Annotated in this window: 23 protein-coding genes and 1 tRNA gene; 10 read left to right on the forward strand and 14 right to left on the reverse strand. The window is 57.1% G+C overall.

The genetic code is table 11. From position 1 onward, the window contains the following. Window positions 1-122 precede the first annotated feature (122 nt). On the forward strand, window positions 123-701 hold the full coding sequence (locus G5S47_RS05940; RefSeq protein ID WP_373273802.1) for a 1-acyl-sn-glycerol-3-phosphate acyltransferase: 579 nt from the start codon (window positions 123-125) through the stop codon (window positions 699-701). Window positions 702-984: 283 nt separating this feature from the next. Here G5S47_RS05940 and G5S47_RS05945 read toward each other — a convergent pair whose 3' ends face one another. The 3 genes from G5S47_RS05945 to G5S47_RS05955 all read right to left on the reverse strand — a co-directional run bounded on the left by G5S47_RS05945 (window position 985) and on the right by G5S47_RS05955 (window position 3667). Next, complete coding sequence (locus G5S47_RS05945; protein WP_101627554.1) at window positions 985-1314, reverse strand: XRE family transcriptional regulator; 330 nt, start codon at window positions 1312-1314, stop codon at window positions 985-987. Between the two features lie 155 nt (window positions 1315-1469). Next, complete coding sequence (gene ychF / locus G5S47_RS05950; protein WP_219585357.1) at window positions 1470-2552, reverse strand: redox-regulated ATPase YchF; 1083 nt, start codon at window positions 2550-2552, stop codon at window positions 1470-1472. Between the two features lie 38 nt (window positions 2553-2590). Continuing rightward, window positions 2591-3667 (reverse strand): 4-hydroxy-3-methylbut-2-enyl diphosphate reductase, encoded by a 1077-nt coding sequence (locus G5S47_RS05955; protein WP_219585359.1) that lies wholly within the window; start codon window positions 3665-3667, stop codon window positions 2591-2593. An 87-nt stretch (window positions 3668-3754) separates the two neighbouring features. Here G5S47_RS05955 and xseA point away from each other — a divergent pair, with 87 nt between their 5' ends. From xseA to G5S47_RS05970, 3 genes are all read left to right on the forward strand, one after another. Then, on the forward strand, window positions 3755-5047 hold the full coding sequence (gene xseA / locus G5S47_RS05960) for an exodeoxyribonuclease VII large subunit (protein WP_219585361.1): 1293 nt from the start codon (window positions 3755-3757) through the stop codon (window positions 5045-5047). A 78-nt stretch (window positions 5048-5125) separates the two neighbouring features. Continuing rightward, the gene (locus tag G5S47_RS05965; RefSeq protein ID WP_219585363.1) at window positions 5126-5338 is read left to right on the forward strand and encodes an exodeoxyribonuclease VII small subunit; all 213 of its coding nucleotides are present in this window, start codon (window positions 5126-5128) and stop codon (window positions 5336-5338) included. A gap of 247 nt (window positions 5339-5585) precedes the next feature. Continuing rightward, window positions 5586-6521, forward strand: a complete 936-nt coding sequence (locus G5S47_RS05970) for a carbohydrate kinase family protein (RefSeq protein ID WP_219585365.1) — start codon at window positions 5586-5588, stop codon at window positions 6519-6521. A gap of 97 nt (window positions 6522-6618) precedes the next feature. Here the strand turns inward: G5S47_RS05970 and G5S47_RS05975 are convergent, their stop codons facing one another. Next, on the reverse strand, window positions 6619-7380 hold the full coding sequence (locus G5S47_RS05975; RefSeq protein ID WP_219585367.1) for an isoprenyl transferase: 762 nt from the start codon (window positions 7378-7380) through the stop codon (window positions 6619-6621). Between the two features lie 337 nt (window positions 7381-7717). Between G5S47_RS05975 and trhA the strand changes: the two genes are divergently transcribed. Both trhA and greA read left to right on the forward strand, forming a co-directional pair. Further along, the gene (gene trhA, locus G5S47_RS05980; protein WP_219585369.1) at window positions 7718-8398 is read left to right on the forward strand and encodes a PAQR family membrane homeostasis protein TrhA; all 681 of its coding nucleotides are present in this window, start codon (window positions 7718-7720) and stop codon (window positions 8396-8398) included. Between the two features lie 168 nt (window positions 8399-8566). Then, window positions 8567-9046: a transcription elongation factor GreA gene (gene greA / locus G5S47_RS05985; protein WP_219585371.1), complete on the forward strand. Its 480-nt coding sequence runs from the start codon at window positions 8567-8569 to the stop codon at window positions 9044-9046. Window positions 9047-9209: 163 nt separating this feature from the next. Here greA and G5S47_RS05990 read toward each other — a convergent pair whose 3' ends face one another. After that, window positions 9210-10676 carry an AI-2E family transporter gene (locus G5S47_RS05990; RefSeq protein WP_219585373.1) on the reverse strand — a complete coding sequence of 489 codons (1467 nt, stop codon included), beginning with the start codon at window positions 10674-10676 and terminating at the stop codon, window positions 9210-9212. A gap of 117 nt (window positions 10677-10793) precedes the next feature. On the opposite strand from G5S47_RS05990, the gene msrA reads away from it, so the two are divergent. Then, window positions 10794-11399, forward strand: a complete 606-nt coding sequence (gene msrA / locus G5S47_RS05995) for a peptide-methionine (S)-S-oxide reductase MsrA (protein ID WP_219585375.1) — start codon at window positions 10794-10796, stop codon at window positions 11397-11399. 114 nt (window positions 11400-11513) lie between these two features. Here the strand turns inward: msrA and G5S47_RS06000 are convergent, their stop codons facing one another. Both G5S47_RS06000 and G5S47_RS06005 read right to left on the reverse strand, forming a co-directional pair. Next, entirely contained in the window at window positions 11514-11909 is a 396-nt protein-coding gene (locus tag G5S47_RS06000) for an FKBP-type peptidyl-prolyl cis-trans isomerase (protein ID WP_219585377.1), read from the reverse strand. A gap of 70 nt (window positions 11910-11979) precedes the next feature. Further along, window positions 11980-12927 (reverse strand): Bax inhibitor-1/YccA family protein, encoded by a 948-nt coding sequence (locus G5S47_RS06005; RefSeq protein ID WP_219585379.1) that lies wholly within the window; start codon window positions 12925-12927, stop codon window positions 11980-11982. A gap of 232 nt (window positions 12928-13159) precedes the next feature. On the opposite strand from G5S47_RS06005, the gene G5S47_RS06010 reads away from it, so the two are divergent. Beyond that, a tRNA-Leu gene (locus G5S47_RS06010) sits at window positions 13160-13233 on the forward strand. Between the two features lie 39 nt (window positions 13234-13272). On the opposite strand, the gene G5S47_RS06015 is transcribed toward G5S47_RS06010, so the two are convergent. The 7 genes from G5S47_RS06015 to pth form a co-directional block, all read right to left on the reverse strand. Continuing rightward, the gene (locus G5S47_RS06015; RefSeq protein WP_219585381.1) at window positions 13273-14238 is read right to left on the reverse strand and encodes a Ppx/GppA phosphatase family protein; all 966 of its coding nucleotides are present in this window, start codon (window positions 14236-14238) and stop codon (window positions 13273-13275) included. Window positions 14239-14339: 101 nt separating this feature from the next. After that, window positions 14340-14855, reverse strand: a complete 516-nt coding sequence (locus tag G5S47_RS06020) for a DUF501 domain-containing protein (protein WP_103632071.1) — start codon at window positions 14853-14855, stop codon at window positions 14340-14342. A gap of 37 nt (window positions 14856-14892) precedes the next feature. Next, a complete protein-coding gene (locus tag G5S47_RS06025) occupies window positions 14893-15618 on the reverse strand; it encodes an FtsB family cell division protein (protein WP_181002096.1) in 726 nt (241 codons plus the stop codon). Between the two features lie 318 nt (window positions 15619-15936). Beyond that, complete coding sequence (eno, locus tag G5S47_RS06030; protein ID WP_219585382.1) at window positions 15937-17217, reverse strand: phosphopyruvate hydratase; 1281 nt, start codon at window positions 17215-17217, stop codon at window positions 15937-15939. 184 nt (window positions 17218-17401) lie between these two features. Beyond that, window positions 17402-17980, reverse strand: a complete 579-nt coding sequence (locus tag G5S47_RS06035; RefSeq protein ID WP_219585384.1) for a hypothetical protein — start codon at window positions 17978-17980, stop codon at window positions 17402-17404. Window positions 17981-18070: 90 nt separating this feature from the next. Then, on the reverse strand, window positions 18071-21655 hold the full coding sequence (gene mfd, locus G5S47_RS06040; RefSeq protein ID WP_219585386.1) for a transcription-repair coupling factor: 3585 nt from the start codon (window positions 21653-21655) through the stop codon (window positions 18071-18073). Window positions 21656-21658: 3 nt separating this feature from the next. Next, complete coding sequence (gene pth, locus G5S47_RS06045; RefSeq protein ID WP_179369857.1) at window positions 21659-22270, reverse strand: aminoacyl-tRNA hydrolase; 612 nt, start codon at window positions 22268-22270, stop codon at window positions 21659-21661. 147 nt (window positions 22271-22417) lie between these two features. Here pth and G5S47_RS06050 point away from each other — a divergent pair, with 147 nt between their 5' ends. Both G5S47_RS06050 and G5S47_RS06055 read left to right on the forward strand, forming a co-directional pair. Then, window positions 22418-22966, forward strand: a complete 549-nt coding sequence (locus tag G5S47_RS06050) for a 2'-5' RNA ligase family protein (RefSeq protein ID WP_219585388.1) — start codon at window positions 22418-22420, stop codon at window positions 22964-22966. Window positions 22967-23040: 74 nt separating this feature from the next. Further along, complete coding sequence (locus tag G5S47_RS06055; protein ID WP_179369859.1) at window positions 23041-24171, forward strand: YhjD/YihY/BrkB family envelope integrity protein; 1131 nt, start codon at window positions 23041-23043, stop codon at window positions 24169-24171. Window positions 24172-24238: the final 67 nt, after the last annotated feature.

Consider the following 24238-nt stretch of genomic DNA (forward strand, 5'->3'; position numbering starts at 1 on the left):
CACGCTCGCGAGCGGGCGTACTACCGTTAGAGAGGAAGTGAGACCGCATGATGCGCCTCGTCGCCTATCATTGTCGAACACCACACAACCACCCCGAAGCACCCACCATCGAGAGGGACACTGTGCGAATACGCCCGCTGATCGCCCGCACGTACATGAAGTTCTCGCGTTGGACTCTGTCCGCCGAACCCCTGCCTGAAAAAGTCATGGTCATCGGCGCACCTCACACGTCCAACTGGGATGGCGTTTTCATGGCGCTCGCATTCTGGTCGATTAACCGCGAGTTCACGTTCCTCGTCAAAGACTCCGTGGTGAAGGTCCCCATCTTCGGCAGGTTCGTCAAGTGGATCGGCGGACGTGCGATCGATCGCAGTGGCGCACACGGTGTCGTTGGGCAGATTGTGGAGCAGTCGAACGCCGTAGATGAGTTCACCATCGTGCTCACCCCGAAGGGTACGAGGTCCCCGCGCGACTACTGGAAGTCCGGTTTCTACCGCATTGCGACGGGCGCTCACCTGCCTGTTCAGCTCGGGTTTGTCGATAAGAAGACAATGACTTTCGGATGGGGTCATAACATCACCCTGACCGGCGACGTGCGCGCTGACATGGAGGTCATACGCGAGTTCTACGCCGACAAGGTGGGCGTGAACCCTGAAATGGCGTCGGTTCCGCGCCTGCACGCTGAGGACGAAGAGGCCTAACCCCCTGGTTTTTTACGGGCAGAACGCCGGATTGTGTGGCCTCGTCTCCTATTTTGCGTTGAGAGAAGTCGCTCCCTTGGGGCGCGCAAGGCACCGTCGCAGGCCTCGAGTCCGGTGGTGGCGGAACGGTCGCAGTGGCCATCATTTCGATCCTTCTGATTGCGTTCTTCTGGCTGCCGCAGGCAAACGCATGGTTCATCAGGAGCACTGAAGAAGCTGACCGGGCATCGGGCATGACCACCTAACCACACAGCTGATTTCAGAAGCAGCCGAAGAGCGTTCCCTAGTCGATGACGAGGGAACGCTCTTCGCTTACAACGAGCACCTCGGCCCCCTTGAGGGCCTCACCGAGAACGTCGTTGACCGCCCACTCAAGAGAGTCAAGGGCGTCTTCTCCCCCGCTGATGGCCTCAGCCTCGCAGTCGTTGACCCGGATGAGCGCAGCCCCGCCGATTGGCACAACACCCTCGGCATCAGAACCGTGCTCTTCAACAATGCGCGCCCACGCGGAGTCCAGCGCTTTCGGCGTTATGACACGCACCCGGACTCGGTATGCCAGGTCTTGGGTTGTGTGCCGATCAAACCAGTCATCAGACACTTTCCACATCGTCATGCTTCAAGTATCAGACCGAGCAGCAGAAAACTGCAATGGGTGGGGCATTCCGCTCAACGTTGAAGCGGAGCTCAACCACGTTTCGCACGAGACGAACGTCATAGCCTCTATTAGACTTCTTTGATGTAAGCCCCGTTCGGAACTTGGTCAGAGGTTCAGACGTTGAACCTGAATTCGACGATGTCGCCGTCAGCCATCACGTAATCCTTGCCTTCCATGCGGACCTTGCCGGCCGCGCGGGCTTCCTGCATGCCACCGTATTTGATCAGGTCGTCATAGGACACGATCTCAGCTTTAATGAAGCCCTTCTGGAAGTCCGTGTGAATAACCCCAGCAGCCTGCGGAGCAGTATCACCGCGATGGATCGTCCACGCGCGTGATTCCTTCGGACCTGCCGTCAGATAGGTCTGCAAGCCAAGAGTTTCAAACCCCACGCGCGCCAGCTTGTCCAAGCCAGCTTCGCTCTGTCCGGATTCTTCCAACATCTCGCGCGCATCGTCTTCATCAAGCTCAACCAGTTCGGCTTCGAACTGAGCGTCAAGGAAGATGGCATCAGCCGGAGCGACCAGCTCACGCAACGATGCTTGCAGGGCCTCGTCTTCCATCCCCTTCGCGTCCATGTTGAACACGAAAATGAACGGCTTGGTCGTCATGAGCTGGAACGATTTCAGCGCATCGGGATCCAAGTCAGCGCCCGCAGGGCCCGACAGGAGCTCGCCACGTTCGAGGATTTCAAGAGCTGCCTTGGCTGTTTCAAGGACGACCGCTTCGGTCTTCTTACCTCGTACCTCTTTTTCGAGGCGCGGGATCTGCTTTTCCAGCGTCTGGATATCGGCAAGAATCAGCTCGGTCTGGATCGTCTCAATGTCGGAAGCAGGATCAACCTTGCCGTCAACGTGCACGACATCCGGGTCTAAGAATGCGCGAGTCACCTGGCAGATCGCGTCGGCCTCGCGAATATTTGCGAGGAACTGGTTGCCCAGGCCTTCACCCTCAGACGCACCTCGGACGATACCTGCAATATCAACGAAGGAAACCGTCGCGGGAATGATCTTCTCTGAATGGAAGATATCCGCCAGCACCTTCAGGCGAGGATCCGGCAAAGGCACAACGCCAACGTTCGGTTCAATGGTTGCGAACGGGTAGTTCGCCGCCAGAACGGTGGCGCGAGTCAGAGCATTGAACAGGGTCGACTTGCCGACGTTGGGCAGTCCTGCGATTCCGATAGTAAGAGACACGCTGACCATTCTAGGTCAGCGCGCCATCGTATGGAGTATCAGCTGGTGTGATCAGGGCCAGCCTTGCGCGGTGCGTGCGGGCGCGCGTCGACTAAGCCGTTCGCTTTCAGTTCCGTTCGCAAATTACGAGGCAACGCGAAGGTGATCGTTTCCGTTTCAGTTCGAACAACGTCAACCGTGGGGAACCCACGAGGTTGCAACCACTCAATAACATCGCGAACCAGGATCTCAGGCACGGAAGCACCCGAGGTCAGACCGACCACCTTGGCGCCTTCAAACCAGACTTCCTGCAGTTCTTCAGCCTTATCCACGCGATACGCTGCACCGGCACCGGCTTCAAGAGCGACTTCGACAAGGCGCACCGAGTTCGAGGAGTTCGCCGAACCGACAACCACCATGACGTCAACCTTCGGGGCAATCGTCTTAACGGCAACCTGACGGTTTTGGGTCGCGTAGCAAATGTCGTCCGACGGCGGGTCAATCAGATTGGGGAAACGCTGACGCAGACGGTCAACCGTTTCGCGCGTCTCGTCAACGGACAGCGTGGTCTGTGAAATCCACACGACACGGTCAGGATCACGAACCTCAACGTTTGCGACCTCGTCGGGTGTTCCCACGACCTGAATATGCGAAGGGGCTTCACCGAAGGTACCTTCGACCTCTTCGTGCCCCTGATGCCCGACCAGAATGATGTCGTAGTCTTCCTTCGCGAAACGCACGGCCTCGCGGTGAACCTTGGTCACCAACGGGCACGTCGCATCAATCGTGGCAAGCCGACGGCGTTCAGCTCCATCACGTACTTGTGGCGAAACACCGTGTGCACTGAAGACGACGCGAGCTCCTTCGGGGACCTCGTCAGTCTCTTGGACGAAAATCGCGCCACGCTTCGTCAGCGACTCAACGACGTATTTGTTGTGCACGATCTCTTTACGCACATAAACCGGCGCACCGTAAAGGTCCAAGGCCTTTTCAACGACATCAACAGCCCTGTCCACTCCGGCGCAGTACCCACGTGGGGCGGCCAAGTAGATATGGCCGGTCTCGTTCCCCGATTCCTTCGAAGAAGCGGAGCAGGTCGAATCGATGGCGGGAAAAGCATCCGTCAGGTCACTCATGCTCTCAATTTACCGACATCTGGGTCGTGAGTGCGCGCTGAACGGGGCTTTGAGCACAGCTCCACATTTCTGCAATTCGATTCACCCATGGTCTGTGGCATTCTTGGATGCGTGACGAATCAACCTCTGGCACTTCGGGCCGCGGACACAACCGCAGATAACCCCTGGCCTCTCCGCAAGCTAACGGAGAACATCAAAATCTACGTCGAACGCATGTCTACGCTCTGGGTCGAAGGCCAGATCGTTGAATATAAGCCACGCGCTACCTCGAAAATCGCATTCTTCGTCCTCCGTGATGTTGAGACCGACACTTCGATGACCGTCACCGCATGGCCGGGGATGCTGAAGGAACTTGGTGGCGCTTTCACAGAGGGCGCACGGATCGTCACGCGTGTTACCCCTCAGTTTTGGACATCAAAGGGTTCCCTGAATCTGCGCGCACAAGAAATCCGTATCGCGGGCTCGGGCAATCTTCTGCTTCAGATCGAGCAATTGCGCGCTCAGCTTCAAAAAGAAGGACTCTTTGCGCTTGAGCGAAAGAAGCCCATCCCCTTCCTGCCCGGTCGAATCGGCCTAATCTGCGGGTCGAACGCGAAGGCGAAAGACGATGTCCTTGTCAACGCCACAGACCGCTGGCCCGTGGCCGACTTCGAGATCAGGGAAGTCGCTGTTCAGGGCGAGCGCTGCGTGCCAGAAGTCATGAGTGCTCTCAGGGAATTGGACGCACGGCCCGATATTGATGTCATCGTCATTGCACGCGGTGGCGGCTCCGTCGAAGACCTTCTGCCGTTCTCTAACGAGCGACTACTGCGCGCCGTCGCGCTAGCTTCCACTCCGGTCGTGTCGGCGATTGGGCACGAGGCCGACGCTCCCCTGCTGGACTTTGTCGCCGATTTCAGGGCGTCGACTCCGACGGATGCCGCGAAGCGAATCGTCCCGGACTATGCAACTGAGCAAGCGCACATTCAAACAGCAATCGACACAATGCGCGGAGCCATCATGCTTCGATTGGGCCGCGAGCGCCAGCTCATCGATTCATACGCTTCTCGCCCGGTTCTGCTCAGCCCGGGGGCGGTCGTCGATACGCATCGCGCGGGGCTTGCTCAAACGCTCACCGGTTTGCGACATGCAGTCGAGCGACGTCTTTCAACTGAAACAACCGCACTGGGACGGATGCAGGCAACACTCACTGCTCTTTCCCCGCAGGGAACACTCGATCGCGGATATTCAATTCTGAAGCTTCCCAGTGGAGCAATCATCAAGGATGTTGCCGACGCACCAAAAGGTAGTTTGATCGAAGGCATCCTTGCATCGGGCCGAATGGTCGCTCAGGTTGTGGGAACTACGCCAGCGTCGCCGACAGGCCAAGCGAACGGATAAATGGGCGCGGCCTCGTCCCCCTTTCTTTGCACATCAACCATTCACTCTCACATCGACTGTCATACCCCGGAGGTACATATGGATAACGAACTGGCTCCCGTCGAGTCACTGTCCTACGAGCAAGCACGCGACGAACTCGTGCAGATCGTCAAGCAACTCGAATCGGGTCAAGCACCGCTTGAAACGACTCTGTCTCAGTGGGAGCGCGGGGAAGCGTTGGCCGCTCACTGCAAGCAGATTCTTGATGTTGCCGCGTCTCGTCTGGATAAGGCTGAGGCCCCCACACAGTAAGCTGGCAGGCGCGAATGATGGTTCGTGTAGAGCTTGTATCAGATTCGTTTGGGAGTCTTTGTGGATGTGCTTGAGATCCAGTTGATATCCGCTTTGGAGACGAACACGGCGACCATGGCGGGCAACAGACCAACACCCTGCGCACAGATGCCACACGCGAGCATCGATTGGGCACGTTGATACCCTGCTCAGACTAAAATCGGTACAGATCGCGCAGCCTGTCTGCGCACCCGACAAAGGATGTGCCATGGATCTTGCTCACGAGCCTCATATTCTCGCCATCGGCGAAGCGCTCATTGACATCGTTACGCCTATTTCTCACCCTGAAGATGCACGCGAAATCCCCGGTGGTTCGCCAGCGAACGTCGCTATGACCCTCGGGCGTCTGGGACGCCCGTCGGTGCTCTCCACGTGGTTTGCAAACGACCCGCGTGGCAAGGTCATCGAGGAACACTTCACCGCTTCCCACGTGGTCATCACCCCCGAATCGCGCGGGGCTCACCACACGACCACTGCTCTTGCATCCATTGATGACAAGGGCGCGGCCACCTACACCTTCGACTTCGACTGGAACCCCACCAGCCCGATCCCCGTTTCTGACCAGGCGCTGATCGTGCACGCAGGCTCGATTTCCGCGGCCGTCCAACCCGGTGCCGACACCGTGTACGAGGCCCTGAAAACCGCGCGCCCTCACGCACTGATCACCTTCGACCCGAACGCTCGTCCTGCCATTATGGGCTCGCCAGAAAAAGCCATGCCCCTGGTCGAAAAATTTGTCGCAGTATCGGACGTCATCAAGGTGTCCGACGAGGATCTTGAGTGGCTTACCAATGGTGAAGACCTCGATCATGTGATTGCCCGTTGGCTTGACCTTGGGCCTTCGTTGATTATCGTCACTCGTGGCAAGAAGGGCGGTCTAGCCGTTTCGAAGTCAAGTGTCCGCGTCGAAGCTACCCCCGGCGATGTCAAGGTCGTCGACACCGTTGGTGCCGGTGATTCGTTCATGGGTGGCATTTTGGATGCAATGTGGGGTCTTCAGCTGTGCGGTGCTGAAGGACGCGTCGCTCTTGAGACAATTGATGCTGACCAGGTCCAAACAATTCTTGACCGCGCTTCCCGCATCTCTGACGTGACCGTGTCACGCGCGGGCGCTAACCCACCGTGGTCGTACGAAATCGACTGACGCGCTACGTACAATACGGGCGATACCTCATGAAGTATCGCCCGTATTCTTTATCCAACAGGTGGCTTCACTCCACCGGTGTCACACTCCGACGGATCTATTTTCCCAGCCTGCGTTCACGTTGAGCATAGGAGCGCAGAGCACGCAGGAAGTCCACGCGCCTAAAGTCCGGCCAATAGGCCTCGCAGAAGTAGTACTCCGAATGGACTGACTGCCAAATCATGAACCCGGACAGTCGTTGCTCGCCGGACGTGCGGATCACCAAATCGGGGTCCGGTTGGTCTTTCGTGTACAGGTGAGCAGTGATATCCGCATCGGATAGACAGTCTGCGACTTCGTCAAGGTTCTTCCCCTGGGCCGACGCCTCACGCATGATCGCGCGAACAGCTTCGGTGATTTCGTGGCGTCCTCCGTAGCCGACGGCAACGTTGACTTTCATGCCCCGAACGGTCGCGGTCGATGCAACCGATGCGCGGATCCGCGCTGCTACGTCTTCGGGGAGTAGGCCCAAGTCTCCAACGACGTTGAGATGCCATTTTCCTTGCATAGCCAAGTGGTCAACGGCGTCGGCGATGATACCAAGGAGTTCGGTCAGTTCCTCTGATGTGCGAGAAAGATTGTCGGTCGACAGCATCCACAAGGTGATGACTTCGACGCCGAGTTCTTCTGCCCAGACGAGGAATTCGGAGATCTTTTCGGCGCCGGCACGATGACCTTGCGACGCTTGTTTGCCGGTGGATTTGGCCCAACGACGGTTTCCGTCAAGAATGACACCAATGTGTCTGGGGATGGCCGACTGGGGAAGCTGCTTGCGCAGACGTTCCTCGTACAGGTCATAGGCCAGAGCGAGTCGCGCCATGGTCCCTCCCATTTCCGGCTACCGGTAGCAGTTGACAGTGTCGTAACCGTTAGCGACACCGTATTGGGCAACCGCTAGCGATCGTTGATCTGCGTTAAGGGTAATCGTTTTTCATAATGAAAGTGACCTCACCTGCACGCATATGCACAGTGGAGGTGCGCGATGACCACGATTGTTGGAACCGAACACCTTGGAGGCCTTGGAAGATGTTCATCTGCTGAATTGCCCCTCGTACACAATCGCTAACTTACGGTAACGTAGGTTATGTGGATATCAGCGTGAGACTGACAGCCACGGTTTGAATTAATTCGCGTTTGAATTCGTTGTGGGAGGCATCATGAAGGTCGCATCGCTTCATCCGAAGTCGTGGGTTCCAAACCAGTTGATCGCTATTAAGCCTCACCTGCGAGGATGGTTGCATCTTGTTACAGCCCCACTCTCGCTAGCGGCATCAATTGTGCTGATCTGTCTTGCCCCAACGACTCCGACAAAGTGGGCATCAGCGGTTTACCTTGCCTCGTCTCTTCTTCTTTTTGGCATCTCGGGTCTCTATCATCGCTTCTACTGGAAGCCGAACTGGGAGCTCGTGTGGAAACGGCTTGATCACTCGAATATTTTCCTTCTCATCGCCGGCACATACACTCCCTTGTCGGTTGCCTTGCTCACCAGGCACGATGCAATGGTTCTGCTGTCGATTGTCTGGATTGGGGCCATCATCGGGATCCTCATCAACCTTTTCTGGCCGACCGCCCCGCGGTGGCTCTCAACGTTAATCTACGTGGTTTTGGGATGGACTGCTGTCGCATACCTCCCTCAGCTCTGGAGCGCTGGTGGCCCGGCTGTGGTCTGGCTGATCGTCGCGGGGGGCATTCTTTACACGCTGGGCGCAATAGTCTACGCAACAAAGCGTCCGGATCCTTCCCCAACGTGGTTCGGGTTCCACGAAATCTTCCACGCTTTCACCGTTGCCGCCTGGGCATGCCACTGCGTGGGCGTGTACTTGGCCGTTCTTCTCTGATTTTCTCTGCCCGTGTTGACGAGGCCGGACGGCTCATCTGCACGTTACGTTTGCGCCCGGATTTTACCTGACTACTTCGCATTCAGGCAGGAATGCTTTGGCATTGCTAGACTGACTGAGTCTTAGCGCCGGTACCATCGTTCCGGCTATCGTTTTTGGAGGACACTCATGGCCGACACTCAGTGGCTAACTCAGGCTCAGTACGACCTTCTACAGAAGGAGCTCACCGAGCGCATTGAAATCAAGCGCCCGGAAATTGCGAAGCTGATCGATGCGGCTCGCCAAGAGGGCGACCTGCGTGAGAACGGTGGCTACCACGCTGCACGCAACGAACAGTCGATGAACGAAACGCGCATCCAGACTCTCCAGGAGATGCTCGCTTCAGCAGAGGTTGGCGAAACGCCCGCTGATGACGGCATCGTTGAACCCGGCATGGTTGTGACTGCTCTGGTTGGCGGACGCGAGATGACGTTCCTGCTCGGTTCACGTGACGCTGGTGGAGACTTGGGCGTGCAGGTCTTCTCTGCGAAGGCTCCTCTGGGTGCCGCGGTCACCGGGCACAAGACGGGCGACAAGGTGTCATACGAGGCTCCAAATGGCAAGGAGATCGAGGTCGAGATCCTCACAGCAAAGCCTTTCGCGGGCTGATCCGCTCTAGAGCGCCCCTTCATTCCTACTCTTTCACGGTCAGCGTTTCAAAGAGGATACGCTTCCGTAGAACACCCGGAGGGAAATAGCGCCGAAGCATGTGTGGCGGGGTCAGTAGTCTTTGGCTACTGACCCCGCCACACGTGTTGAACAATCTTAAACGCTACCTAGCCTCCCCTGGACTTTCCATGCTCTGGGCACTTTCAGTGCCGTCCATATCCGGTTTTTCCCCTGGAACGGGGGCCTCACGCCTAGAAGTGGACGCAACCGATCCGTCAGCCACGATCTGAGACGCCGCGTCTTGGGATGAAGATTGAGCGGGGGCCTCGTTGACGTGCGTCTTCGACGCGTACGATGCTGCGACCATTTCATCGAGCATTCCAGGAGGACCGCCGGGACGATCCTGCTTTGTTGCCAGCTCTGGCATGGAGTCATATCCGTGCAGGTAGAGGAACGTGGCATTCAAGAACGCCGCAATCGGAACACCGAAAACAGCGCCAGGAATGCCGCCCAGCGAACCAGCGCCTGCCACGACAAGCAACACGGCTATCGGGTGAAGAGAAACAGCGTGAGACATCAACAGAGGCTGAAGAAGATTCGATTCGACCTGCTGAACAACCAAGATAACAACCAGCATGATAACGCCAGCCGTAATCCCCTGATCAACCAAAGCAACCAAAACAGCGATGGCACCAGACACCATTGCGCCAGCAATCGGAACGAAGGACGCAAAGAATACGACCACAATGATCGGAAGAACCATGGGGAGCCCTAAGAAGAAGGCTCCCAAACCGATACCCACCGCGTCGATAGCGGCAACTTGAATCTGGGTTCGAACGTACGAACCGAGCGTCACCCAGCCACGAATCGCAGATTCGTGCAGAGGAGTACGTGCCGGAGCTGGGAACAGTCGCACAATCCACAGCCAGATTGTGCGTCCCTCTTTAAGGAAGAAGAACAGGCAGAACAGCATGATCAGGAAGCCGGAAACCAGCGATACCACCGAGGATGTGACCGAGTAGGCCTGGCTGAAAATCTGCTGCACGTTCTGCTGCACATAGTTGGTAATCTGAGTCATCGCACTGGTGACAACGTTGTCGAAGACCGTCATGTCGATCTTCCATGGCAAGTTAGCCAACCAGTCACGGAACGTATCAAGACCACCGCTAGCCTTCCTCATCAGGTCAGGCAACTGCATGGCAATTTCTGTTCCCGCCTGAGACAGAGCACCGGCGACAAGCGCAACCAGAAATAGCAGACCCAGAGCTGCTGCCAGCGTCCTCGGGAGCTTTGCCTTTACGGTCAGCCAACGCACAAGCGGTTCAAGTAAGACAGCAAGAAGCAAAGCGATCGCGACGGAAATAATCAGCGTCCAGATCTTGGAGGCAGCCCACGCAATACCCGCAGTTGCGATCGCAACGACAATCAGACGCCATGACAGTGCGGCAGATAAGCGAAGGGGCCAGGGAACGGACCTTGTTGCATCGCGTTCACTTTCAAGCGTATCCCCGCGGTGAAACTCCATCGTGGGCTCTTCTGCGCCGACGGCATTCTTGTGCTCCGCTTCTGACGCAAACCGAGCAACAAACGCACCAAGGCGCGCTTTGTTCCGTCCGCTGCGATCAAACATCGCGACCCCTTTCACTGTTGAACTGTTTCAAGACTACCCAAGACCATGTACAAATTCCTTTGTAGCCTATTTCCTCCTCCTGTCGCGCCTTGGCGTATTCAGTGTTTGGATGAAGCCATGAAAAACCTGACTGACCTTTTCAGCGGTGGCAGTTTCATTGCCCCTGTCGCTCTCAACGCTCCCATTCACACCGAGCCCGGAAAAAACGAAGAAATCATTTATTTTGCAGCGGGGTGTTTCTGGGGAGTCGACAAAGCCTTCTGGAATACTCCGGGGGTCGTTGCAACCGCAACGGGCTACATGGGTGGCACGCTGGAAAACCCCTCCTACGACGACGTCTGTAGCGGGCTGACCGGCCACGCTGAAACCGTGCGTGTTGTCTATTCAACCGAAAAGACCAGTGTGGCTCAGCTCATTTCCCTCTTCTTTGAGATTCACGATCCGACTCAAGTGAACCGCCAGGGTAACGACCGTGGGCCCCAGTATCGCGGTGCAATCTGGATTTCGACGGATGAACAGTTGGCAGTGGCTCTCGCTGCCCGTGATGCGTATCAAGAAAAGATCAGCGAAGCTGGCTTCGGCCAAATCGCAACTGAGATCGCCCCCGCATCCGAAGCCGGTCAATTCTGGTACGCAGAGGACTATCACCAAAAGTACCTGTTTAAGAATCCCAACGGATACGAATGCCACGCACGAACAGGGATCCCCTGCCCGATCGTCTAGTCACCTCGCATGTCAACACCCAACGTTTTCCGTTCGGCTTGTGCGCATATATACGAGGCCGCGCCCGCAGCAACGCATTGTGCTTGCTACGGGCGCGGTTCGTTGTCTCTGAACTCAGGCAACGCCCATGATGTCGGTGACGAACACCAGCGTGTCACCGCCACCGATACCTGCCTGCGGAACACCACGTGCGCCATAGCCGTATTCCGGCGGAATGGAGAGCAGAACGCGCGAACCAACGCGGTGGCCCAGCAGGCCCTCGTCCCATCCGCGGATGACCATGCCAACGCCGATCTGGAAACTCAGGGCCACCCCGCGATCGTAGGAGTTGTCGAAGATATCGCCACCGAACACCTGGCCAAGGTAGTGGCAGTGGATGGTGTCTCCGACTTCAACGACATCGCCGTCGCCTTCTGTCAGGACCTCGACAAGAAGTTCGTCGGAGGGAGCATTTTCGAAGGCGAGCTGAGGCTTACGGGCAAAGTCGCCGGTAACAGTGATGTTTTCCATGAGGATTCCTTCAAGATTCGTGATGCACGGTAAAGATTCGATTCCTTGCGTTGGAATCGGAGAGAAAGAGTCAGTTGTCCCTGAATGCTGCGATGAGTCGCAGAATCTCTAGGTACATCCACACGACGGTGACCAGAATACCGAAAGCACACATCCACGCATACTTTGCAGGAACGCCCTGCTCTACACCGATTCGCGCTTGGTCAAAATCGCCGATCAGACAGGCTGCTCCAACGAAGACAGCCAGCAGACCAACGACAATGCCCAGCGGAATACCCATCACAGTAATCGAGTCGAAGCCACCGGAGGAAAGGACACCCGTCAGGGTCAAAACCCATGACAAGAGTCGGTAAACGAGGATGCCGATCAGTGCAATCAGCGTGAACTTCATCAGCTTCGACGAATTACGGACCTTACCGGAAGCAAAGAGCGCAAGGGTCACACCGAAGACGGCGGCCGTCGCAACGAGTGCTTGAACGACGATTCCGGGGTACATCAATTCGAAGACGGCAGAAACTGCGCCAAGAGCCAAACCCTCGAAGGCTGCATAAGCGAGGATCAGAGCGGGACGAATCGTCTGAGAGAACGAATTCACCATCGCCAGAATGAAGCCAACAAGCACGCCAACACCGGACAGCGCGATCGCCATCGACGGGTTCACGGCAGACAGCATCCACGTTGCCGTAGCGGCAACCAGCAGGACACCCAGGGAAATTCCGGTCTTCATAATGACGTCGTCGTAGGTCATCACTCCACGGTCAACAGCATCCGCGGCCGGCGCTTGGTACATCGACTCCATCTGAGACTGCGTGTACTGCCCGTAGTCCATCGACGAGGCCGACCCAGCTTGGGTGGAATACGAGTTCGCCGTCGAATATGGGTAACGCTGATCCGCAGCGTTAGCGGCGCTCGGTTGCGATGATGGAGTGTATCCGGGCATTGTGGGGTATCCCGCCGGCGTGTACTGCGATTCCTTCGCCCACTGAGTTTCAAGCTTGTCAAAAACTGGGTTAGACAACTTCTGGCCTCCTAGGTCTTACGTGTCTATCTCTATTGTCCCATGACTATCACGGACTTTCCCTAGAAGAAACCGCACAAAACCGCCACAAAACCTGTGTCTTTCCTGAAAACACTCGTCCCCCACCAGACGGAGAAGGCCTAAGAAAGCGGTGAACAAGCGCGCATGGCCGGCAGATCCTTATGCTCAGGCAGTGCGTTCTTTAGGTTAGAATGAGACGCGCACATGCGCGGCCCCCATGGCCCAATTGGCAGAGGCAACCGACTTAAAATCGGTGTGTTGTCGGTTCGAGTCCGACTGGGGGTACTTTTCACTCCCCACCTATCTCAGGCAATTCCTCTGGGCCTAGGCAAGCGATATGGCAATGCCATCAAGAATGTCATGCTCGGACGTCACAACATGGTCAATGACACTCCCCTGCTCAGTTGCGCGAGCAACAACACGCTTGACGATACGGCTCCAAATCAGCGCACCCGCCGCAATCACATCTTCACGCCCCTCAGGCATAAACCCGAGAGCGGCCTTCACCTTCGTCGGTTGATCCACCATGAAACGCACCGCTTGATCAATCTGATCAAGACTCAACGACGCACCGTGAATGAGTTCCGGCTGGTATGTCGCAAGCCCCAAAGCCTGAGCGGTCAACGTCGTGACAGTGCCAGCAACACCCACCAATGTCTTCACACGCTCAAGGTCAACAACCTTTTGCGCCCCATCGAGCTGTTCATCAATCCACTCGATTGCACGCTCTTGAATAGCAAGGGGAATTCCCGCTTCCGGATCACAGTCAGCAAAGAATTTTTCTGTCACGCGCACTGCACCCATATCGACAGAAATTGCCTGACGAACCTCAGTATCGCCCAAGACCAGTTCGGTCGAGCCACCACCAATATCGACGACAAGCATCGGGCTTTCGACGCCTGCCCCTAGGTCAGAGACTGCGCCCGAGAAAGACAGGGCGGCCTCGAGCGTTCCTTCAACAACCTCCGGCTCGATGCCGAGAATCGAACGAACAGCATCGATAAATTCATCACGATTGGACGCATCCCGCGACGCAGACGTCGCCACAAACCGCACCTTCGACGCACCCAGGCGGGAAATCATGCGCTCATACTCAACAACGGCATCAATTGTGCGATCAATCGCAGCCGGATCGAAACGACCCGTCTTATCTACTCCCTGCCCCAAGCGAACAATACGCATCTGACGAGTCAAATCAGTCAGGCGCACACCGTTTTCATCACGCTCCACATCGGCAACAAGCAACCTGATGGAGTTCGTTCCACAATCAATACCAGCGACACGATTCATTAAATACACATTCCTTTTCGGGGCACACTCCCAAGCTACGCCGTCACCTAATCAACGACACCATCATTGCCACACAACAACCGCCGGTCGGAAACCACCAATTAGCAGGAGCAGTGCTGAGCGCTCCACATCCCTCGTTCTTCCATCATCGCTAACGCGCGATCACCAATCGGATTCACACCGGGACCCGCTGCCAGGGCATGACCAACCAGAGCATGAAGGCACTTGACACGCGTCGGCATGCCACCAGCGGAAACACCCGAGATTTCAGGAACATCCCCCAATTCGAGACGACGTTCAATATAGTCATGATGAGCTGCCTGGTACTGAACGGCAACCTCTTCATCATTGGCCAGCAGGTCATTGAAATCTTCCATGACATGCTCGGCCTCGAGCGTTGAACACGCCTTCACGATCGGAGGGCTGGTCAGATAGAACGTCGTCGGGAACGGACTACCGTCTTCAAGACGCGGGGCCGTCTTCACGACAGTCGGACGGCCGCACACGCAACGTGCACCAATACCGACAACACCACGAGGCACACGATCCAACTGCTCACGCAAAACATCCAGATCTGCTTCGGTAGCGATCGACGGGTCTTTCCCCACTTCGGTCACGATAACGTGCTCCTTACGATTTGGCCGCGACACGCGGCTATTGAGATTGAGCGCTTTGCGCGCCACTGGGCGCTGGCTGATCACCAGACTGCGATGGTACAGCCTTCGACTGACCCACTTCAGCTTCGTCAGCTTCTTGAATCAGTTTACCGACAACTTGAATCCACGGCCTTGCTGGACCTTCAGGCGACGCAGCGTTGATCTGCGCTTTGTCCACATACTCCTCGCCAGGATCAACCACCGCGTACTGCACCTCACCCGGCTTCACGTACCCGAGTCGTTCACGAGCCTGCGAGGCAATGAACTCCGGGTCGCTCCACAAGTCGAGCTGCTCACGCATCTGAGCATTCTGTTGCTTCGTCTGTTCTACCTTCGCGGTGATGTCGCGAAGCTCCTGCTCCTGTTTCCACCACGCATACAAATTGGGGACGAGCAATGCCCCAAGCACACCAACAAGAACAACAACGGAGAGCAAACGCGTCGAAAGCTCCAGACCGCCAACAAGGAACGTCTTTCCTTCAGCAAGACGGCGTTCTTGGCGAGCTTTCTTCTCTTGACGACGCTCGCGAACTTTAGCTCGACGGCGTTCTTCACGACTCTGCGGAACACGTGCAGGACGGAACTGATGAGCTGAAGCGGCGACATTCGCCTTATGAGCGCTACGAATCTCCCGTGCTCGCTCTAGGCGTTCTGCGGGAGAGGGTGGCACCTGCACATCTGCCTGCACCTTTGCGCTATCAGACTTCTTGGAGCGCTTGAACAAGGATGATTTTTCTGAAGCCTTCTGATCCTTTTTGGGCGCGGTTCCACGCGATAGACCACGATTGTGGTCTGGTCGTCGGGGCGCTTGGGGGCGCTCACTGCGTGGATTACGAGGCATGCTTCTAATGGTGCCCCACTTCGGGCTTTGGCGCGCGTCAGCCTAACGGCGAGCCGAAGCGTGCACCTGTGATGTGCTCCAACTTTTAGGTTTCATTGACTTGATACAGCAGTGGGCCCCGAACCGACGGTTCGGGGCCCACACGTCGCCTCAGCGCGTGAGCACATCGTCGACGAAGCGTTTTTCCTAGCTACGCTCAGTTCAGCGACCGAGGCGCGGGAAGGAGGAACGGCCAGCGTAAACAGCTGCATCGCCGAGTTCTTCTTCGATGCGCAGAAGCTGGTTGTACTTGGCAACGCGCTCGGAACGAGCCGGTGCGCCAGTCTTGATCTGACCGGAGTTGGTGGCAACTGCGAGGTCAGCAATGGTGACGTCTTCGGTCTCGCCGGAACGGTGCGAGGTCATCGAACGGTAGCCGTTACGGTGTGCTTCCTCAACCGCATCGAGGGTTTCGGTGAGCGAACCGATCTGGTTGACCTTAACCAGCAGAGCGTTGGCGGCGCCAAGCTCGATGCCCTTGCGCAGACGCTCCGGGTTGGTAACGAAGAAGTCATCGCCAACGAGCTGGACGCGATCGCCGATCTTGTCGGTGAGGGACTTCCATGCATCCCATTCGTCTTCCGACAGCGGGTCTTCGATGGAAACCAGCGGGTACTTCGAGATGAGGTTCTCGTAGTACTCAACCATGTACTCGGTCGTGCGGCCTTCGCCTTCGAACTGGTACAGGCCGTCTTTGAAGAACTCAGAGGAAGCAACGTCGAGGGCGAGAGCAACGTCTTCGCCGGGCTTGAAGCCGGCCTTTTCGATTGCTTCGATGATCAGGTCGAGTGCTGCAGCGTTGGACTCGAGGTTCGGGGCGAAACCGCCTTCGTCACCGAGGCCGGTGGACAGACCGCGTTCCTTGATGACGCCCTTGAGGGTGTGGTAGACCTCTGCGCCCCAACGGAGGGCTTCGCGGAAGGTCGGTGCACCGATCGGAGCGATCATGAATTCCTGGATGTCAACGTTGGTGTCGGCGTGCGAACCACCGTTGAGGATGTTCATCATCGGGACGGGCAGAACGTGAGCGTTCGGGCCACCGAGATACTGGTAGAGCGACAGGCCAGCGGACTCAGCTGCTGCGTGTGCAACGGCGAGGGAAACACCGAGGATGGCGTTTGCACCAAGCTTGCCCTTGTTCGGGGTGCCGTCGAGATCCAGCATGATCTGGTCGATGGTGCGCTGATCTGCAGCGTCCTCGTCGATCAGTTCGGGGGCGATGATGTCGTTCACTGCGTCAACGGCGTCCTGAACACCCTTGCCCAGGTAACGGCCCTTGTCGCCGTCGCGACGCTCAACTGCTTCAAATGCGCCGGTGGAAGCGCCTGAAGGCACGGATGCACGTGCAAGCGTTCCGTCTTCGAGCAGGACCTCAACCTCAACGGTCGGGTTACCGCGCGAGTCCAGAATCTCGCGAGCTGCAATAGCCTCAATCCTTGCCACGTCATTCTCCAATCGATCAATTTCGTGGACTGTTGTCAGTCATAACGGTAGTACGTTTGCGGCCGTTCGGCCTAGTTGCAGACGCAAATCTGAACAAGCATTCACGTCTTGTGGGGTGCGATGATCCGTTCAGCCGCCTTTGGTCCCGATCTTTGACGGAACCAAGGAGGAATGGATCACACGATCACTCGCCAGACCCAGCTCCACCACCGGTCTGGCCAGCCGTGAAAACGGAAGCATCCACAACGTCACCGAAGATCGGTGACTTGAGGCTGCCATCTTCTTCAATCGTGCCGTAACGAGGGTTGATGTCAACCTGCTGCGTAGCAGCGATTTCCTTGTAGTCCTCAGCGAGGGTGGCAAGCGCATCCTGGCCCATCTGGTCCAGCTGAGCTTTAATCACCGAGTAGCGAAGAATCTCGGTCAGAACGGGGCTGAAGTCACCGGATGGAGCATGAATACGTCCCTGGTCAACAAGCGACGCAACGAACTCATTCACCTGCTCATCGGTTGCAGAAATCTGGTTCTCATTAGCCAGCTGCGTGAACTTCAAAGCATCGGGAAGCATGGCAACAAGGGTTGCGCGACCCATCGGCTGGCCGGTCAACTCAGCGTACTGGGAAAGGGCGTCTGAAACATCAGCTTCGGAGTAGTTGACGCCGTTCACTGAAACTGCGGTGCCCGGGTGTGCCGAGCATGCTCCGAGTCCCAGGATGGAAATGCTTGCTACAGCAACCATTGCTGCTTTCTTTACGCTGAACACGTAGGTCCTCCCTGCCGTATAGCCCATGTTGGCCACGATTATTTTATGACACGTTCCTTTAAAAGTGCTGAAAGCGCCATGATGATGAAATCAGGCGTTAAAAGGGACAAGAATCTTCGTTACCAAAGTTTCAACCCAATCCAGCAACGCTTCATCCGTGAGCGGTTCTCCGCCGATTCGACTAGTCATGGGAAGGGGAACCATGACCTGTCGAACAGCAGCTTTAATGACCGCACCCGGGTGTAAACGCTTCAAGCGAAGAACCTGAGACTCGCGCAGGTCTACCGGACCAACACGCAGATACTTGCCCTGGGTCACGATCTCTTCAATACCGGTTGCGCGCACGATAGTGCGAAGGCGAGCAACATCGAACAGCAATTCCACATTGCGGGGCAACGGCCCGTATCGGTCAATCAGTTCCTCGCGCACATCGGCTGCTCGCTCGGGCGACGTGATCGACGCAATCTTGCCGTATACCTCCAAGCGCAGACGCTCACCGGGCACATAGTCCTCAGGAATGTGGGCATCAACGCTCAGATCCATCCGCAGGTCGCTCTTCTCTTCAGGAGCCTCGCCACGATAGGCTGCGACCGCATCGGCGACCATCCTCACATACAGGTCGAAGCCAACCCCTTCAACATGACCGGATTGAGCCCCGCCCAGCAGGTTGCCGGCACCTCGGATCTCTAGATCCTTTTGTGCGACAGCAAGCCCTGCACCCAGGTCGGTATTCGCAGCGATAGTCTTCAGGCGCTCATGCGCGGTTTCCGTCAGAGTCTTGTCCGCCGGATAGAAGAAATACGCATACGCACGCTCGCGGCCTCGTCCCACTCGACCACGCAACTGGTGCAATTGGGACAAACCGAACACATCGGCGCGATCCACGATCAGCGTATTCGCATTGGAAATATCCAAGCCGGTTTCCACAATGGTGGTACACACCAGAACGTCGAACTCGTGGTTCCAGAAGTCGACGATCACGTCCTCTAGCTGGTGTTCGCTCAGTTTTCCGTGAGCGATCCTCACGCGCGCCTCGGGAACGAGTTCCTGAATGTGGGCTGCGACCTTCGAAATTGAATCCACGCGATTGTGGACAAAAAACACCTGTCCGTCACGCAGCAACTCACGGCGAATTGCCGCACTGACCTGCGCATCCGTGTACGCTCCAACAAAAGTCAAAACCGGCTGGCGTTCTTCTGGTGGAGTCTGCAGAATCGACATCTCGCGAATACCTGACACTGCCATTTCCAGCGTTCTTGGGATCGGCGTGGCCGACATCGACAGCACATCCACGTCGGTGCGCAGCGCCTTCAGCGTCTCTTTATGCTCAACGCCGAAACGCTGTTCCTCGTCAATCACGACAAGGCCGAGGTTCTTGAACACCACCGTTCCCGTCAGCAAGGAATGAGTGCCAATCACAAGGTCAACGCGCCCCGAGGCAAGCCCCTCTTTCACCTCTTGCGTTTCCTTCGGCGTTGAAAAACGCGAGAGGGACGCAATGGTCACGGGGAAGCCCGCGTAGCGTTCGGTGAAAGTTTCGACATGCTGTTGTACAAGCAGGGTCGTCGGAACAAGCACAGCAACCTGCTTGCCATCTTGAATTGCTTTAAACGCAGCGCGAACAGCGATTTCGGTCTTTCCGTATCCGACATCGCCCGTCAGCAGGCGATCCATGGGGATCGGCTTCTCCATATCAGCTTTCACTTCATCAATCGTCACCAGCTGATCGGGGGTTTCCACATATGGGAATGCATCCTCAAGTTCGCGTTGCCACGGAGTATCGGGGCCGAACGCGTGTCCTTTGGTTGCTTGGCGAGCAGCGTAGAGGCGAATAAGTTCCTTGGCAATCTCGTTGACCGCTTTCTTCGCCTTCGCTTTCCGCTTCGCCCAGTCAGCTCCACCCATCTTCGTCAGCGTCGGCTGATCCGAACCCGTGTACTTGGAAATCTGTCCAAGGGCATCGGTCGGAATAAACAGCTGATCCCCACGCTGGCCTCTCTTTGAAGGCGCGTACTCCAAAACCAGATAGTCACGGGTGACAGATGCGGAGCCACGTCCCACGGTGCGCGAGACCATCTCAATGAATCGGCCGATACCATGTTGCTCGTGGACGATGTAGTCACCCGGGTGCAGTGACAGCGGGTCGACACCCTTCTTGCGACGCGAGGGCATCCGTCGCATGTCCCGGGTTGTAGAACCCGTACGACCCGTCAGATCCGACTCCGTGAGGATAACGAACTGCTCACCCGGCAGGACAAAACCCTGTCCAGCTTGCGCGGTCGTAACGGCAACCGAACCGGCTTCGACAGGAGTCTCAATATCATCACGCAGAGTTGCCCGAACCCCTGCTTCAGCCATAATTGTGCGGATTCGGCGTGCAGGACCGGGGCCTTCAGTTGTGATGACAATCCGCCAGCCCTGCGACGCAAGCTGCTTCAAATCTGCGCTCGCCGACACAAAATCGCCCCTGTACGAGCGTACGTCACGCGCTCCCATGCTCATCAGAGTTGGGGACGCAACCACTGCCTTCGTCTCTTCCGCGAGCGCGTCGGAAGTGTCCTCGCCAAGCGCGTCGGCAAGTTCGGGTGGGGGGAGCGTGGTCAATTCCCACCAGGCACGATCGTCCGACTTCCAGATGTCCTCGTAGTGAAGGAACGAGGCCTCGCCTGCTTTAATGGGCACTTGTCCCCCACCGGCGGCGGTGGACCAGGCGGCCGCTAAGAATTCTTCGGTCGTTGCGATCAGGTCTTGGGCGCGGGCAGCAATCCTCTCCGGATCGCAGGCGATAATCGGGCTATCTGCGGGCAGAAGATCAAGCAGACGATCCATGCCGGAGGTCAGAACCGGTGCCAAGGATTCGATGCCGGGCGCCGCGATTCCCTCGGAAGCGAGTGCCAGCATTTCGGTAGCGCCTGGAAGCTCGGTGGCCAGTTCGCGTGCGCGAGCTCGCACTGCCCTATTGAGCAGGAGCTCACGGCATGCGGTTGCCCAGAGGCCGTCCGGTGCTTCCCCTAAGGTTCGCTGGTCTTGAAGAGAGAAGGCACGAATCTCATCGACTTCGTCCCCCCACAACTCGATGCGTAGTGGATGCGCTTCCTGAGGCGGGAAAACGTCAAGGATTCCACCGCGAACGCTGACTTGTCCGCGAGATTCGACCATGTCGGTGCACTGGTATCCCAGTTCAGTCAGTCGGTCGACAAGATCCGTCAAGTCAACACGATCCCCGACTTTGACGCGCACGACTTCAATGTCAGCCACACCTCGAATAATTGGCTGGAGAAACGCGCGGATCGGGACAACAAGAACCGAAAGTGGACCCGCATGCGGATCGCCTGCAACGGGATGAACCAGCCTGCGGAGCACAGCAATACGACGGGCCATCGTGTCGACCTGAGGTGAAAGACGCTCATGCGGGAGCGTTTCCCAGGAAGGGAACATTTCAACACTGTCCGTCCACGACCTCAGGGCAGCAGTCAAACGTTCAGCTTCCCGCCCTGTCGCAGTCAGGGCAATCAGTGGCTGTGCCTGTCCGTATTCGCTTAGAGCAGCAAGAACGGGAGGATGCGCGCCAGCGGGAGCAACAAAACAACCGTTCCGTGCCGACGAGATCGAACCGCATGCCTGATCAAGTGCAGAATCTGAGGCAATGATGCCTTTTAAACCGGTAAGGTTCACTCTTTACTTCCCTGAGTTCGCTGAGTGCAGAGCCATCTGAGTCGGAGCAAAACCGTTTGTCACGATGGATTCGACAACATCGGCAGCATTTTCAAAGGTCACGTCCCATTCGGGGCGGTCTTTGGCGCTCAGACGAGCAAGAACAAAGTCTGCGGGGGCCTGCCTGCCCGGCGGGCGACCGATACCAATACGCAGGCGATGATAGTCCTTCGTTCCAAGGACCTGAGAAATGGACTTCAACCCGTTGTGGCCACCTTCGCCACCGCCCTTTTTCAAGCGAAGCTCATGCGCAGGAAGATCCAGATCGTCGTGAATGACTAGAAGATGACCGGCATCGATTCCAAGGAACTTCATCAGTCGGCCAACCGGGCCACCCGAGGTGTTCATATAGGAATCCGACTTTGCAAGCACAACCTTCGGGCCGGGCACACCACCAGGAAGAATTCCAAGACGCACATCCGCTACGTGGGTGCCACTTCGATGAGATGACCACGATGCACCTGTACGTTGGAGCAACACATCTTCGGTCAACTGACCGACATTGTGACGGGTCACAGCATACTGCTCCCCCGGATTACCAAGGCCAACAACAAGCCACGCGGATGAAGACGTCATACGTCGATTCTGCCATTAGCGTCCACACAATGACGTATAAGGCGTTGCACACCACGCGGACCGAAGTGGGTTAGCGGGCATATGCGTTGCTCACGTAGGCTTGTCAACAGCTACTCCGTTTGTTCACCATCTACCCTAGGCATTGCAATGTTTCTTCCTCAGCGTTCCCCCGGCCAAGACTGGCTCGGTGTCGTTGTTGCAATCCCGGAGCCGTGGGTCACACAGCTGACAGAACTTCGCTTGAACCTCGGAGATCTTCAAGGGTCGATGGTGCCGGCGCACATTACGATCCTTCCGCCGACGCCGTTCCCCTCGGGCGAGCGTCCCGAAGTCATTCGTCACCTGCGTGAAGTGGCAAAACACCACCGCCCCTTCCGCGTGGCCCTCAAAGGCAGTGGCTCATTCCGTCCGATTTCACCGGTTGCCTTCCTCAATGTGGATCACGGTGCGCGTGAATGTGAAAGCCTCGCCGACGAAGTCCGCACTGGGCCGCTGAACATCGAGCAACGTTTCCCCTACCACCCGCACGTCACCTTGGCGCAGGGTCTTGAGGATCCTGTGCTTGACTTGGCCGAAGATATCGGCGATACCTTCGAAGCCTCGTGGATTGTCCCCGGATTCCGCCTCGACAAAGTCGATGAACGAGGTATGTACTCCACCATGGCCCTATTCGACTTCGAAGCAGCCACACTCTAATCTCTTCACCCCCTCGCTCAGGGGATCCGTCACGTTCGTTGTGTCCACTCATCCGCCACCGTTACGGTGAATACATGACGAAAGAACAGGTGGCCTCGTCCCCTCAAACACAAGAGGATGCCATCCCCACTTCCGCACCCCCGCGTCTCGGCGACGCGCTCCGCGCCCCGACCCTGGGCGATAAGGTCGCCCAACTTGGCGCCTGGTGGGCACATACGCGCCTGGCGCGCATGCTCGCACGCTACAACGGGGTCTCCGGCAACCTAATTTCTTCAGGCATGGCCCTGACCGCAATCCTGTCATTGACCGCCGCTTTGACCGTTCTTGTCACTGTTTTCCTGTCGATCATCGGCGACAATCAGGAGCTCCGCACCGCATTCTTCGATGCGATTGCGCATGCCATCCCATCCCTGATCCAAACAGATGACAACCCGAACGGCATGGTCAGCCCCGATGATTTCGTGATGACCGGAGCCGTGTCGATCACCGGCATCATCGCTCTTGCGATCATGACGTGGAGTGCCATCGGCGTGATTGGACAGCTCGCGAATTCGATTCGCAAAATGTTCGCGATCCCCACGGTCCCCGACAATCCGGTGATACAGATTCTGCGTAACGCGCTGGGGGCACTCGGCCTTGCGCTCTCCATCATTCTGGGCGCCGGCCTTGGCATTGTCGTCGATCTTGGTGGCCAGTGGATCCTAGGCACGATTGGTTTGTCTTCCGGACCCGTTGCCACCGGCCTGCTGAAAATTGCTTCCTACGTGGTCGCTTTCGTCGTCTATGCGCTGGTCACATGGCTTCTCATCTGGGTTGTCGCACGCGTTCATCCTCCGCGCAAAGACCTGATCTGGGGGCTGGCAATCATCTCAGTCGCATCGATCGTGCTACGAATTCTTGGCACGTCTGCAGTCAGCGCTTCGTCGAGCCCACTCCTTGCGGCGGGCGCTTCCATCATCACGCTGATCCTCTGGATCAACCTACAAATGAGAGCTTTCCTGATGGCATGCGCGTGGATGGCAAACCCGCCGGCACCCGGAAAGCCCGCGGATGCTGACGAAGTCCATTTCACAGAACGCCCGAACTACATCACCTGCTCGGATCCGCGAACACTGCTCTGGCCACACCACCCGATTTCCGGGGAAGTTCGCCCCGACCCGTTGTATTCGGCAAGCCGTGACTTGGAGTGGCAGACGATCAAGTAACTGCCCTCCGCCGTTAGTTCACGAGGCCGGGCAGGCTGAATACGACTGTGGGGGAACACCAGATGGT

Origin of the sequence: Schaalia turicensis, from assembly GCF_019380255.1 — a bacterium.
Taxonomy (GTDB): Bacteria; Actinomycetota; Actinomycetes; order Actinomycetales; family Actinomycetaceae; genus Pauljensenia; species Pauljensenia turicensis_A.

Coding starts and splice junctions, on each gene's coding strand:
- G5S47_RS05945 (WP_101627554.1), bottom strand. CDS start 1,314: ATGACGATGTGGAAAGTGTCTGATGACTGGTTTGATCGGCACACAACC.
- G5S47_RS05955 (WP_219585359.1), bottom strand. CDS start 3,667: ATGAGTGACCTGACGGATGCTTTTCCCGCCATCGATTCGACCTGCTCC.
- xseA (WP_219585361.1), top strand. CDS start 3,755: ATGGTCTGTGGCATTCTTGGATGCGTGACGAATCAACCTCTGGCACTT.
- G5S47_RS05965 (WP_219585363.1), top strand. CDS start 5,126: ATGGATAACGAACTGGCTCCCGTCGAGTCACTGTCCTACGAGCAAGCA.
- G5S47_RS05970 (WP_219585365.1), top strand. CDS start 5,586: ATGGATCTTGCTCACGAGCCTCATATTCTCGCCATCGGCGAAGCGCTC.
- G5S47_RS05975 (WP_219585367.1), bottom strand. CDS start 7,380: ATGGCGCGACTCGCTCTGGCCTATGACCTGTACGAGGAACGTCTGCGC.
- trhA (WP_219585369.1), top strand. CDS start 7,718: ATGAAGGTCGCATCGCTTCATCCGAAGTCGTGGGTTCCAAACCAGTTG.
- greA (WP_219585371.1), top strand. CDS start 8,567: ATGGCCGACACTCAGTGGCTAACTCAGGCTCAGTACGACCTTCTACAG.
- G5S47_RS05990 (WP_219585373.1), bottom strand. CDS start 10,676: ATGTTTGATCGCAGCGGACGGAACAAAGCGCGCCTTGGTGCGTTTGTT.
- msrA (WP_219585375.1), top strand. CDS start 10,794: ATGAAAAACCTGACTGACCTTTTCAGCGGTGGCAGTTTCATTGCCCCT.
- G5S47_RS06000 (WP_219585377.1), bottom strand. CDS start 11,909: ATGGAAAACATCACTGTTACCGGCGACTTTGCCCGTAAGCCTCAGCTC.
- G5S47_RS06015 (WP_219585381.1), bottom strand. CDS start 14,238: ATGAATCGTGTCGCTGGTATTGATTGTGGAACGAACTCCATCAGGTTG.
- pth (WP_179369857.1), bottom strand. CDS start 22,270: ATGACGTCTTCATCCGCGTGGCTTGTTGTTGGCCTTGGTAATCCGGGG.
- G5S47_RS06050 (WP_219585388.1), top strand. CDS start 22,418: ATGTTTCTTCCTCAGCGTTCCCCCGGCCAAGACTGGCTCGGTGTCGTT.
- G5S47_RS06055 (WP_179369859.1), top strand. CDS start 23,041: ATGACGAAAGAACAGGTGGCCTCGTCCCCTCAAACACAAGAGGATGCC.